This is a genomic window from Brassicibacter mesophilus (genome assembly GCF_050433385.1).
GTDB lineage: Bacteria > Bacillota > Clostridia > Tissierellales > Proteiniboraceae > Brassicibacter > Brassicibacter mesophilus.
The window spans coordinates 42,448-55,189 of the sequence record NZ_JBNPXI010000006.1 but is presented as its reverse complement, the minus strand read 5'-3'; the positions used below and the strand labels follow the sequence as shown (position 1 = coordinate 55,189).

The window sequence follows — 12,742 nt, the reverse complement described above, 5'->3', positions numbered from 1 at the left end:
TATGGATATGTTTCTATATCTAGATAAGGATACATTTTTACACAGATTAGATCCGAGAACAAAACTTTTGATTATGTTTGGAAGCTTTACAGTGGCACTAATGTTTTATTCACTACCTATTCTAATCGGCTTGTCATTGGTTATCCTGCTATATGGATACTCAGGAAAGGTTCTGTCAAACCTTAAACGCATTAGAGTAATACTTTTTATGATTGCTTTAGTTTCTATTATATTATGGTCATTAACTAAAGGTGGAGATACAAAGCTGCTAGGGCCCATTACTAAAGAAGGTATTATTTATGGTATCACAATAGGCTTAAAGTTTGACATAATGATTATTGCAGGAATGATATTTTTAAGTGCAACCAAGATTGAAGAAATAGCTATTGGGCTAGTTAAGCTTAAGGTACCATATAGAGGAGCATTTGCGTTTTCTACAGCAATTAGACTTGTTCCTATGATAGTTGGTACAAGTTATACTATCACACAAGCACAGAAATCTAGAGGTCTTGATTTAGATTCAGGATCATTTATTCAAAAAGCTAAGAAGTATGTTCCTCTACTAATACCGACACTTATTTCTGTAATCAGAGGTACAAATGTATTTGCAATGGCTTTAGAGTCAAAAGGCTTTGGATACGATGATGAAAGAACAAATTATCTAGAAATAAATTTTAATTCTAGAGATCATGCATTAATGATATTAACTGTAGTAATTATAGCAGTTTCTATATATGCTAAAGTCAAATTTAACTTATAGGAGGTAGATGAATTGAAAAAGGCTATAATTGGTGGCACAGGTGTATATAACGTAGGTGAAGAGAGCTACTCAAAAATAGTTGAAACTAAGTATGGGAATGTCGAGGTGAATATAGTTAAAATTGCTGGTGAAGAAGTTGCGTTTTTGGCAAGACATGGCAAATGGCACTCAACTCCTCCGCATCTGATAAACTATAGAGCAAATATGAAAGCTCTTGAATTGCTAGGAGTTAAATATATATATGCTACTGCAGCAGTTGGATCCTGCAATGAAAAATATGCTCCTGGTGATGTGGTAGTAATGAATAGTTTTATCGATTTCACTAAGGTAAGACCAATAACATTTTACGAAGGTGGCGAAGACGGAGTAAAGCATACTGATATGTCTGACCCATACTGCATAAACTTAAGAAATAAATTTTATGATATAGCTAAAGACAAAGCAATTGACATAAAAGGAGAAGCAGTTTATATATGCACTGAAGGACCAAGATTCGAAACAGAATACGAAGTAAAAATGTATAAACAGCTAGGAGGTGATGTTATAGGAATGACTAATGTACCTGAAGTTGTACTAGCTAAGGAACTAGGTATGTGCTATGCAGCAGTAGGCATTATTACTAACTGGTGTACAGGCATAAATGGCGATGAGATAGCTTTACATGATATACAAGGTGCGTTAGCTGGCAATAAAGAGAAAATTACAGAAGCATTCATAGACATTTTTAGAGATGACTTAAATCAAGAAAATTGTAATTGTAACAAAGCTATTATTGAACTGTAATTATACTTTAATAAGGGGGTAAATTAAATGAAAGAAGTATTTAATATGTGGAAACAAACAAAAATGGTTGTTTTAGTTGCACTATGTGCAGGTTTGTATGCTGCAGTATTGATTCCTTTCAAGGGCTTTGTATTAATACCTGGTATAACAGAGTTTAGACCAGCTAGTGCATTACCAGTTGTACTTGGATTATTATTTGGTCCTGCAGGTGCTTGGGGAGCAGCAATAGGAAACCTCATTGGAGACTTCTTTGGGTCATTAGGAGTAGGAAGTATTTTTGGTTTTGTTGGCAACTTTATGTTCGCTTATGTACCATATAAGCTTTGGAGTAATTTAGGAATAGTAAAAGCTGATGACAATGAACCAAATCTAAAATCTGGAAGAAAAGTATTTGCTTTTATTGTATCTGCTTTAGGTGGAGCATTAGCATGTGCATTAATTATAGGATGGGGATTGGATATAATAAACATGGTGCCATTTGCAGCACTTGGTACAATAATATCTCTAAACAACTCAATTCCTTCAATAGTATTAGGATTACCACTTCTTGCAGTATTGTACCCTAGAATTAAGAAATGGGATCTTTTATGGACTGATATTATTCCAGAAGAAGACCTTCCTAGAAGAGGTGGAACAGCTAGAATTGGAGCAATAGTGATGCTATTAGGAATAGTTGTAGGACTTGGCGGTGGATTAGTAGTTGCTCTAGGTGCAGGTCAAGCTTTATTTACTGCTGGATTTGGTGCTGGTGGAGCAGGTACAATGAGTGTAGGACTTGTTGCAGGACTTGGGGCATTAGCAGTAATAATATCAGGCTTCATGCAATAATTTAAATTAAGTCGAGGGTATTTTCCCTCGACTTTAACAAATAGATACTATATACGAGATATAAGATATACTTCTATCTTGTATTTCGTATCTGGTATCATAATCATTAAGTATTTAACTGATATCAGGAGAATCAGTTATTAACTACTAAATAGGGAGGTTATCAAATGGCAGTTAGATTTGAAGACACAAGGAAACAGGTAATTGAAGCAGGAGTAAAGATGCTTGAAAGCAAGCTTGTTGTTGGCACATGGGGAAATATAAGTGCAAGAGTTCCTGGAGAAGATTATATTGCTATAACTCCAAGTGGCGTTGACTATGACACTATAACACCAGAAGGTATAGTTATATTAGATATGGACGGAAATGTAGTGGATGGAACAATGAAGCCATCAATAGAATATAATCTTCACCTTGAAGTATATAGAAATAGAAAAGATGTAAATGCAGTAGTACATACTCATAGCACATACTGTACAGCTATGGCAATAGCAAGAAAGCCAATACCTGGAGCAGCTGAGGATTTAGTTCAAATAGTTGGTGGAGATGTAAGAGTAAGTGAATATTTTCTTCCAGGTTCAAAAGAGCTAGCCAAAGCAGCAGTTAAAGCTATGGAAGGTAGAAATGCAGTTATTCTTGCAAATCATGGATGCTTAGCGGCAGGAATGAATATGAAAGAAACTATGAAAATAGCTGGAGTACTTGAAAAATCTGCACAAGCTACAATTTTTGCTCAAATTATGGGTGGAGTTGTTGAGCTTAGTCAAGAAGACATAGATTTTATGAGAGAATTTTATTTAAACAAATACGGACAAAGATAGATAAACTGGGGGTGTAAAGATGGATAAAAATAAGAACTACAAATTTGATACAATGTCGATACATGCAGGTGGAGAAGGAAAAAATCCTAAAAATTCACTTAACCCGCCTATATTTCAAACATCAACATTCGTATTTGAAAACATTGAGCATGTAGAAAAGGTTATGTCTTTTGAAAGCAATGACTATGTATATACTAGAGGAAATAATCCAACATTAAGATTGTTTGAAAATAGAATGGCTGCACTTGAAGAAGGAAATGGTGCAGTTGCCTTTGCTTCAGGTATGGCTGCTATTAGCTCAGTATTATTTTCTTTCTTAAAGCCAGGAGATAATGTTATTGTTAATAGAACAATATATGGTTCAAGCTACAATGTAGTTACTAAGGTTCTTCCACAGTATAACGTTAGATATAAGGTAGCTGATTTGTCAGAGCTTGAAGGTTTAGAAGAATTAATAGATAACAATACAAAAGTTATATATTTTGAAACTCCTTCAAATCCCAATCTTGCTCTTATTGATATCAAAAAAGTTGCTGAAATAGCTAAAAAGAAAAATGTTAAAGTAGTAATAGATAATACTTTTGCAACTCCATATTTTCAAAAACCTCTTACCTTAGGAGCAGATGTAGTTGTTCATAGTGCAACAAAATACATCTGCGGACATGGAGATGTTGTTGGCGGAGTAGCAGTTTCAAAGAATGCTGACTATATACAAGAGCTAAAATTTGACTACATGTGTGAGTTTGGTGGAGTAATGAGCCCATTTAACGCATGGCTTCTGCTAAGAGGACTAAAAACTCTTGGTGTAAGAATGAGACAGCATGAGAAAAATGCATTTGAAGTTGCAAGATTCTTAGAAGAGCACCCGAAAGTAAAGGAAGTAATGTATCCTGGGCTTGAAAACTTCAAAGGTCATAATATTGCAAAAGAGCAAATGAAGGGCTTTGGTGCAATGATAAGCTTTGAGGTAGATGGTGGATTAGAGGAAGCAAAAAAAGTAGTAGATAGCGTTAAGCTAGCTCAACTTGCAGTAAGCTTAGGTGATTGTGAGACTCTTGTAGAGGTTCCAGCTGCTATGACGCATAGAGGTTATCCAAAAGAAGAGCTTAAGAAATTTGGACTCACTGAAAGTATGATTAGAATATCTGTTGGACTTGAAGATGCTGAAGATATTATAGATGATTTAGAACACGCACTTTCAATGATATAATAAGGACAAAAAGTCGCCACATTACTAAGTGTGACGACTTTTTTACTCTATTCTGGTGTTCTAGCTAATAATATTCCACCGATGATAAATAGTATTATTATACTGAATACTCCATTATTTGTCTTACCTGTCATCTGAGCAACAATTCCTACTAAAAATGGTCCAAAAATAGCAGCGAATTTACCGAAGATATTGTAGAATCCAAAGAATTCATTAGAGTTTTCTTTAGGGACAAGCTTTGCATAGTAAGAACGAGAGAGTGCTTGTATACCTCCTTGAGATGTGCCAACAAGCATTGCTAATATCCAGAAATCTAAAGTTGTTTTTAAGAAATAGGCATAAATACAAATACCAATATATATTATTATTGCAAAATATATTAATTTTTTTGTTGAGAATCTTTGAGACAATTTGCCATATAAAAGAGCGCAAGGAAATGCAACAAATTGTGTAACAAGGAGTATTATCAGAAGTGATGTCGGACTTACTCCTAAATCTGAGCCATAAGATGTTGCCATTTTTATAATTGTACCTACTCCATCAATATAAAAGAAATATGCTAATAGAAAAATGAAAAGCTTTTTATGGCTTTTGATATTCTTAAGTGTTTTAAAAAGTCGTTTGAAGCTATTTAGTACAGGGTTAGGTTCAGGCTCAACATAGTGCTTTTGCTTTACGTTCTTAAGAAATGGTAAAGAAAATGTAAACCACCAAATAGCAGTGATTATGAAAGATATTTTGCAGGCTGATATGTACGATATAGGCAGTATTTCTTTTTGAGAAAGCAATATAATAGCTATACAAATGATAAATGGTATAGTGCTTCCTATATATCCAAATGCAAAGCCTGATGTAGATATTCTATCCATCCTATCATTAGTGGTAACATCTACAAGAAATGAATCATAAAAAATATTTGCTCCAGAAAAGCCTATAGCGGTTATTATGTATAAAGCTAAAAGCCATATCCATTGTGATTGAGGTACAAACGAATACATTACTGTGAAAAATACACCTGTAAATAAAAAGAAAGTAAAAAATTTTTTCTTATAATTCCTATAGTCTGCAATAGTACCTAGTATTGGAGCCAATAACGATAATATGAGTGTAGAAATAGAATTTGCATATCCCCAATAAGCAGTTGAGGTTGATGCAGCAATTCCAGCACTTTCTGCAGCAGCTTTAAAATATAGTGGAAGAATAGTTGAGGTTATAGTTAGTGTATATGCAGAATTTGCCCAGTCATACAAAATCCAGCTTTTTTCTTCCTTGTTGACCTTAAACATAGAACACCTCCTAAATATTATTCAAGTATCTCTTGGATAACTCTGCCGTATGAATTATCGATTTTAATCCCTAAGAGTTCAGCAAACGTAGGACCTTCATCAATAAGACTGATTTTGTCAATTACTTTTCCCTTTTTTATACTTTTTCCAGCTGCCATAAAGCATGTCCCGTAATTTGGCTTATCTGGATGATATCCATGAGCAGCCTTAGTAACCTTTTTACCTATGGAAGCATCATAAATGTTCTCAATGACTTCTCCTTTAGTACTTTCTATAAAATAATAGTCTTTTTTTGCTTCTAGCATTAAATAGCAGTTTGGGTCTGCACCAAGGGCTGCTGCTTGGTTGGTGCTATATACTTTTTCTATGCCACAATCTGGATTCTGCATAAATGAATTAATAATGCTGCCAACTTTACTTTTAATGCCCTTGTCGCTAGAATTTTTCAAATACACGTATGCTGAGCCGTCACAGCTTTTAACATATGCTTGCCAATTTTTTGCATTATCTCCTTTATCAAGCTGAATTAGTGAATTTTGAACAAATAAAGTATTTAAACTAATAACTTTACTTTCATCTATTTGACTGTGATCACCTAAAGCTACAATCGTTGTATTGTCATTAATCCCAGCATCTTTTATGGTCTTCATGATTTTACCAAGCCTAGCATCATGACGCTTGATAGCTTCAATCGCTTCATTAGAATCAAACCCATAATGATGTCTTTGAGTGTCTAAATCAGTAAAATGTATCATCATAAGGTTAGGTCTCTTGTTTTTTATTAAATCAAGCGTGCTTGCAAGTGTAAAATCATCAAGCTCAGGCTGTCTTAATCCTTTTCTAATATGGCCATATTTATTGTTCAATTGAATTTGCATAATAGGAGAACCATTAAAAAGAGAAACAAGAATTTGGTTTTGCCAAGGTCTATTAGGGAAAATTTCTGGCATGTTGTAGTCTATCTTGGCTTTTGCCGTTACAGGCCAAAGCAATGCAGCAGTAGTAAGACCTGCTTTTTTAGCAGAGTCGAATAATGTTCCACCTTTTATATGCTTATATTTCCAGTACCAGTCTGGAGACTTTCTTCCGGGCTGTAGTAAAGTATTATTAATTATTCCGTGATCCTTTGGCAGTCTTCCAGTTATTATTGAGACATGTGCTGGGTATGTAAGCGATGGGTATACTGTTTTAACGTTATTTACATAAGTTCCATTATTTATTAATTGACTGAAATTAGGTAGGGTATGTAGATGCTTATAGTCAATTGCACTTAAAGCGTCAAAGGATATAACTATTAAATGCCTGTTACGCATATTATCACCTCATGATATATGTATATTTTACTTGTCCTATTTTAATGATACTATATTTTCTATTAAAATTGTGTTAAGTTTTCAGCGCGTACAGAATCAAGAGATATCACAATAAAACATGCTATGAATAGAATAATAGTGGAGGTGAGATTATGTATCCAGACACTTATTATTATGAATATTATGCTCAGCTAATTGAGGATATTGAAGAATACATTCAAGATGAAATGCAAGACAGTTTGTATTATAAAGAACTAGCAAAGCTTGCTCCAACTCCACTTGCTAAGAAAATAATACTTGAATTTAGCGCAGATGAAAAGAAGCATGCAGAAAATATGCAGAGTGCGTACTATATGCTAACTGGTAGATATTTTAAACCAAGTCCTCTTAAGCCAGTTACTATAACTGACTATGATACAGCACTTAAACAAAGAGTAATAGCTGAAACTAAAGATTATCAAAAGTATGGTGAACAATATCTAAAAGCACCAAATAAATATCTAAAAGATTTGTTTTTTATGACAAGGACAGTTGAGGCTAAGCATGCAATGAGAATACCTATATTATTTGAAGAAGAGGCTGAAGAGGATTAATAAGGAGCGAAAGCTCCTTTTCCTCTTCTTCGTTAGTTATATAGCTGTTTCATTTTAAATATCGATCATAGTCATCAGGTCCATAATCGCTATACCTTAATCTGACTCCGCAAAATGGACAATGTGTTATTCTATCCATTCTACCATGTCTTACTTCAAAATGCTCACCACAGCAAGGACACTTCCAAAAAATTAATGATAACACAAAAAATGCTACGATCAAAGTGATTCCAATTATTAATGGAATAATGTTAATAGCCCCAAAGCATAGGACGATAAGTCCTATATATAAGCAGGCTAGAGATAATTGCCTATTTTTAAATACTTTTTTAGTCTGCTCTATTATTTCTTTTTCATTGTTCATATTGGTCACCTCACTTAAAAAAATAAATACATTACAATATATATTACTATTCTATCTTTTTATCTGCTATCCTTCCATAATGTCTATATTATACAAATAAACATATATGGTATGATTATAATGTATTTACATACATATCCAATAATGACTTTTTTTAATAAAGTTTAATAAACTGACATTTTAGGCTGACATGTGTATAGTATAGACGATATGCATTTTAGTATTTTAAAATAATTATATAATTAATGTATAGATAATAAATATGGTTTTTTAAGAATTGAGGTTTCTTATAGCTAACTAATAATACCAAACCAGGGGGGTTCAAATGAAAAATAAATTAAGTTTTGTATTGTTATTATTGTTTACTGCTTTTTCTTTTTTATTTTCAGGATGTAGTAGCATAGTTAGTACTGATAGTGAGATATTTAAAGATATGACTGGAATGATGGATTTTATTAATAAAGAAAAGAATGGAGAAACTACGATTATAGTTTATGGAACAATTGGAAATGAAAGAGATAATAAAATAAGCAAAAAGTTAGCAGAAACTGATATTATGTATTATAAAAATGCAATTATAAAAACTGATAAAGAAGTAACTGAAGATGACATAAAACAGAATCATATTGAAGTGATAGGAAATCCTTCTACAAATGCTTTTTTTGGAAGAATAAATGAAAAGCTTCCTATAAGAGTTGATAATGAGCAGTTATTTATTGAAGATAAGGCATTGGAAAACAGTGATAGAGCAATGTATAGATTTGTTGTACCTAATCCATTGAATAAGAGAAAATATCTTTATGTAAATGGGACAGTAGATAATCAAGATTTACCGTACACATATTCTATAATGCATTCTTATAATACTGACTATGCTATTTTAATAAATAAAAATGAAAAATATTCTGGTAAGTTTAATAAAGGTGATACTGAGTGGACATTAGATTCATTAGGAGATAATATTTTCAAGCTTGATGATTATAAAAAAGTTGATAGTGAAAATTTTGTATTTCACTATGGTAGCTATGACCAAAATGTTGAAAAGGATATCCGAAAGATAATAGAAACAAGAGAGAAAGCTTATGACACAATTTCAATTAAACTGAATATGAAATATAAAGATAAAATAGATTATTACTTTTTCTTAAATAAGGATTGGTTTATGAAAAATAAGGACAATGATCATTGTTACTGGCTTGGAGATTGCAATGATCTATATAAAGAAGATGATATCTCATATAATTATGCGATCTTCAAAGTATTAATAAGTCAAATTGGAAAGCCTTTAAATGACAGTACTGAAATTGGATTATATAACTGGTTGTTTTTCGAAGAGAAAAATCCAAGTATAAATGTGAAAGAAGTTATAATATCTGATAACTACATACCATTAGAAAATTTAGATGCATATTATTTAAGAGTTGATTCTGATAAAGAGATAATACATACTGAGTTATACTCATTTGCAAAATACATGATCGAACAATATAGTATCGATAAATACATGGAGCTTTTCAATGCAAACCAATTGAAAGAAGTAGATGAAGCTCTTTATGAAGTATATGGTAAAGATTTATTAGAATTAGAAGAAGAATGGTTAGAGTATGTTAGGGGGTTATAACATGCTCAATAATAAAAATAAATATATAGTTTTGTTATTGGTTATATGTATAGTTCTTTCAGGCTGTTCATCTATAAGCACGGTTGAGTTTAATGAAGAAAATGCACATAAGCATATTGAACAGCTTTCTTCAGTAGAATACGGAGGTAGGTTGCCGGGAACAGAAGGAAATGAGAAAGCAGTAAAATATATAGCAGAAGAGTTCAAAAAAATTGGTCTTGAACCATATAGTGAAGATAGCAGCTATTTGCAAACCTTTAAAGTTATTTCTCCAATTTTACAGCAGCCTACAAAGCTTGAGGTTCTAGATAAAAACGGAAATATAGTAAAGCAATATGAGCTTAGAGAGGATTTTAGAGAGATAACCTCCGATTATGCATTTGGTGGAAGTGCAAGAGGAAAAGTGAAGGCGACTAATTTCTTAGATGAAATTAAACCAGGTAAAGATGAAATTATATTAACAAGCATGAATACTCATGATAAAGAGAATACTGATAAGCTTATTGAAAAAGGTGTTAAAGCAGTTATAAAGCCGTCTAATACTAATCAAAATGGCTTAAATAAGGATTTGTTCATCAAAAGTACATACGTAGGAGAAAAAGAAAGCTGGCAGGTAAAAGAAGGATTTATTGAGATATTAGTCACAGAAAAGGTATTTAACGAGCTATTAAGCTACAGTAAAAAAGATTATACCTTAGATATTAACCTGAATCTTACATTTCCCAAGCTAGAAATATCAAACGTAATAGGATATATCCCGGGAAATGATAGAGAGCTAAAAGAAGAAGCATTAATAATAAGTGCTCATTTTGACCATGTAGGGACTGATCCAAATGGAAAAGTATATGGAGGCGCACTTGATAATGCATCCGGAACAGGCATGCTTATTGAGCTAGCAAGAGCTATAAAGGAAAGCGAAATAAAGCCAAGAAGAACAATAATATTTGCTGCATTTAATGCAGAGGAGAGCGGATGTCAAGGATCTCTACATTATACAGATGTACCGTTATTTTCACTAAATAAAACTGTAAATATAAACTTAGATATGGTAGGGTCAAAAGAAGAAGTAAAGCTTATGCTTAGCTCTTTTCCTTCACTTTCTTCAAATAAAAAGATGAATGAATTTTTACAACAGATAAGAAAGGTACTTGATGAAAATAAAGTAGAATACAATACTGATAATTATTCAGATAGCAGTGATCACTGGAGCTTTAATTATAGAGGGGTTCCTGCTGTTACATTTTCACATCCTTCAGAAGGATTAATACATACTCCAGATGATACAATTGAAAACATTAATGTGCATAGATTAGATGAAGTAGGAGAGCTTGTTTTAAGCTGTATAGATTATTATGCCTATGCAGCCAAGGATAAAACATTCTCGAAAATAACAGAAGAACAAATTCACACATTAAAATTACTACTCCTTTATTTAGTTATTATAGCACTAGTTTGTATAATAGCAGTATTTATGATTAAAGTGATAAATAAGAATAGTAAACTAAAGAAACTATTTGGTGGGAAACCAATATTCTCAAGTGTTATTTTTATATTACTACTTCTTGGAATTTTAATATACAACAGTAGCTACGGATTTAATGCTTCAAGCGTGATAGCATATAATTCTAAACCTTGGGAAAATACAGTTACGATAAAAGGAAATGATATTAAAAGGATTTATGATGGTAATGTTGATGGCAAATTAGTACTGCTGTTAAAAGGAGACAAAGGTTTAAAGCAAATAGTTGTAAATGTAGATGGTTTAGTAGAACAAGAAAGCTATATAAATGATATAAGCACTGATGTTGATAAGATAAGGTTATATAATGACAATATATTATACCTAGAAAACCGTTCATTATATAATCTTGATAGAATCCATAAAAACAAGCAAAAAATTATAGATAATATAGAAGGCTTTAATATAGCAGAAGTAGAAAATGAACTATATATTGTTGGGTACAATGAGCAAGGAATTATTATAAAAAATAATAGTGATATAAAAAATATTAATGCTGAAAACATAATTGATATATATTCAAGTGCTGATAATAAAGGCAGAGTCCATATATTATTTAAAGAGAGAAATAGTGGTGAAGAAAGTGTAATAAAATATGCTTTGCTTGAGCCAGATGGAAATATAGTAGCACCAAAAGAAATATATTCATTGAAAAATAATGCCAGCATAAGCTTTGGAGTAGATAAATCTAGAGGATATGTGTTCTTTAAAGAAAGCACAGACTGCTACTATTTGACTTTTTACTTAGGAGATAGAAAGGATAACTATATAAAAAAACAAAAACTAGAGTTACATGATAGCGCTGGAGCACTTATTAAAATATCTGAAGCACCATATATCAGTAGTAGCAATAAAAGCAATAATGCTGAAGTAACACTTGTGGCAAGTGGAAAAAACGCACTTGATACAAACTACATATGTATAATAGGATTTTTAAATGGAAAGATAATTGAAGAAGAAATACTGACAAATATAAAAAAAGAGAATACGATTAATCCCATATTGATCGAGAGTAATTATGACAAATATGCAGCATGGTTAGAAGGTAAAAATAATGACTATGTTCTAAAAATAAAAAGCTCTGATTCAAAATTTGGTGCAAATTCAGGAAGAATGATTCTGTATATAAGACTTGGAAACATGGTTCAAAACATTTTTCTAATGGTGTTGACAATGATTAGAAAGCTTTATTGGATTTTGCCTGGATGTATTATATTGATAATATCTAAGATAGTTAAAAAAGATAGTTGGCAGGACAATAGAGTGATCATTACAGCAGCTATTTTGTGTAACACGATATTTCAAATATTATTTTACAGATTGCCAGAGTTTCTTGGCTTTAGATATGAAGGATTAATCATAACTGTGATTATTTCTTTAATTAGTGTTATATTAGTACTAATCTATAAACACGAAAAAAGAGAAGTTTCATATTTTAGACTTTATGTAATATTTACTGTGATGAGTATGATTTTTATTTCTACTCTATATGCTCCATACACTATAGAAGGTGGAATGGATAAGCTGAAACAAACTGAAATGTTTAAGGGAAATGAGAGAGAGTAGTTAAAAGTAAATTTTAAAAGGAAAGAGGCTATAAAAAGCATATTATAGTATACTTTTATAGCCTTTTTGTATGACTAA

At 31.9% G+C, this 12,742-nt stretch carries 11 protein-coding genes; 8 read left to right on the top strand and 3 right to left on the bottom strand.

Annotated features, from left to right (window positions below):
* Position 1 precedes the first annotated feature (1 nt).
* From HNR33_RS08740 to HNR33_RS08720, 5 genes are all read left to right on the top strand, one after another.
* Positions 2 to 760, top strand: coding sequence for an energy-coupling factor transporter transmembrane component T family protein (locus tag HNR33_RS08740; RefSeq protein ID WP_429082422.1), 759 nt, complete (start codon positions 2 to 4; stop codon positions 758 to 760).
* Positions 761 to 772: 12 nt separating this feature from the next.
* The gene (locus HNR33_RS08735) at positions 773 to 1,543 is read left to right on the top strand and encodes an MTAP family purine nucleoside phosphorylase (protein WP_429082421.1); all 771 of its coding nucleotides are present in this window, start codon (positions 773 to 775) and stop codon (positions 1,541 to 1,543) included.
* Positions 1,544 to 1,570: 27 nt separating this feature from the next.
* The gene (locus HNR33_RS08730) at positions 1,571 to 2,371 is read left to right on the top strand and encodes a QueT transporter family protein (RefSeq protein WP_429082419.1); all 801 of its coding nucleotides are present in this window, start codon (positions 1,571 to 1,573) and stop codon (positions 2,369 to 2,371) included.
* Positions 2,372 to 2,538: 167 nt separating this feature from the next.
* Entirely contained in the window at positions 2,539 to 3,192 is a 654-nt protein-coding gene (locus HNR33_RS08725) for a class II aldolase/adducin family protein (protein WP_429082416.1), read from the top strand.
* Positions 3,193 to 3,211: 19 nt separating this feature from the next.
* Positions 3,212 to 4,402, top strand: coding sequence for a trans-sulfuration enzyme family protein (locus HNR33_RS08720; protein ID WP_429082414.1), 1,191 nt, complete (start codon positions 3,212 to 3,214; stop codon positions 4,400 to 4,402).
* A 47-nt stretch (positions 4,403 to 4,449) separates the two neighbouring features.
* On the opposite strand, the gene HNR33_RS08715 is transcribed toward HNR33_RS08720, so the two are convergent.
* Both HNR33_RS08715 and HNR33_RS08710 read right to left on the bottom strand, forming a co-directional pair.
* Entirely contained in the window at positions 4,450 to 5,688 is a 1,239-nt protein-coding gene (locus HNR33_RS08715; RefSeq protein WP_429082411.1) for an MFS transporter, read from the bottom strand.
* Between the two features lie 17 nt (positions 5,689 to 5,705).
* Complete coding sequence (locus tag HNR33_RS08710; RefSeq protein WP_429082409.1) at positions 5,706 to 7,001, bottom strand: alkaline phosphatase family protein; 1,296 nt, start codon at positions 6,999 to 7,001, stop codon at positions 5,706 to 5,708.
* Between the two features lie 152 nt (positions 7,002 to 7,153).
* Between HNR33_RS08710 and HNR33_RS08705 the strand changes: the two genes are divergently transcribed.
* On the top strand, positions 7,154 to 7,594 hold the full coding sequence (locus tag HNR33_RS08705) for a ferritin-like domain-containing protein (protein WP_429082407.1): 441 nt from the start codon (positions 7,154 to 7,156) through the stop codon (positions 7,592 to 7,594).
* A 49-nt stretch (positions 7,595 to 7,643) separates the two neighbouring features.
* Here HNR33_RS08705 and HNR33_RS08700 read toward each other — a convergent pair whose 3' ends face one another.
* Positions 7,644 to 7,958, bottom strand: coding sequence for a hypothetical protein (locus tag HNR33_RS08700; RefSeq protein WP_429082405.1), 315 nt, complete (start codon positions 7,956 to 7,958; stop codon positions 7,644 to 7,646).
* A 325-nt stretch (positions 7,959 to 8,283) separates the two neighbouring features.
* On the opposite strand from HNR33_RS08700, the gene HNR33_RS08695 reads away from it, so the two are divergent.
* A complete protein-coding gene (locus HNR33_RS08695; RefSeq protein WP_429082403.1) occupies positions 8,284 to 9,579 on the top strand; it encodes a hypothetical protein in 1,296 nt (431 codons plus the stop codon).
* Position 9,580: 1 nt separating this feature from the next.
* On the top strand, positions 9,581 to 12,664 hold the full coding sequence (locus HNR33_RS08690) for a M20/M25/M40 family metallo-hydrolase (protein WP_429082400.1): 3,084 nt from the start codon (positions 9,581 to 9,583) through the stop codon (positions 12,662 to 12,664).
* The last annotated feature ends 78 nt before the right edge of the window (positions 12,665 to 12,742 follow it).

Coding starts and splice junctions, on each gene's coding strand:
- HNR33_RS08740 (WP_429082422.1), top strand. CDS start 2: ATGGATATGTTTCTATATCTAGATAAGGATACATTTTTACACAGATTA.
- HNR33_RS08730 (WP_429082419.1), top strand. CDS start 1,571: ATGAAAGAAGTATTTAATATGTGGAAACAAACAAAAATGGTTGTTTTA.
- HNR33_RS08725 (WP_429082416.1), top strand. CDS start 2,539: ATGGCAGTTAGATTTGAAGACACAAGGAAACAGGTAATTGAAGCAGGA.
- HNR33_RS08720 (WP_429082414.1), top strand. CDS start 3,212: ATGGATAAAAATAAGAACTACAAATTTGATACAATGTCGATACATGCA.
- HNR33_RS08715 (WP_429082411.1), bottom strand. CDS start 5,688: ATGTTTAAGGTCAACAAGGAAGAAAAAAGCTGGATTTTGTATGACTGG.
- HNR33_RS08710 (WP_429082409.1), bottom strand. CDS start 7,001: ATGCGTAACAGGCATTTAATAGTTATATCCTTTGACGCTTTAAGTGCA.
- HNR33_RS08705 (WP_429082407.1), top strand. CDS start 7,154: ATGTATCCAGACACTTATTATTATGAATATTATGCTCAGCTAATTGAG.
- HNR33_RS08700 (WP_429082405.1), bottom strand. CDS start 7,958: ATGAACAATGAAAAAGAAATAATAGAGCAGACTAAAAAAGTATTTAAA.
- HNR33_RS08695 (WP_429082403.1), top strand. CDS start 8,284: ATGAAAAATAAATTAAGTTTTGTATTGTTATTATTGTTTACTGCTTTT.
- HNR33_RS08690 (WP_429082400.1), top strand. CDS start 9,581: ATGCTCAATAATAAAAATAAATATATAGTTTTGTTATTGGTTATATGT.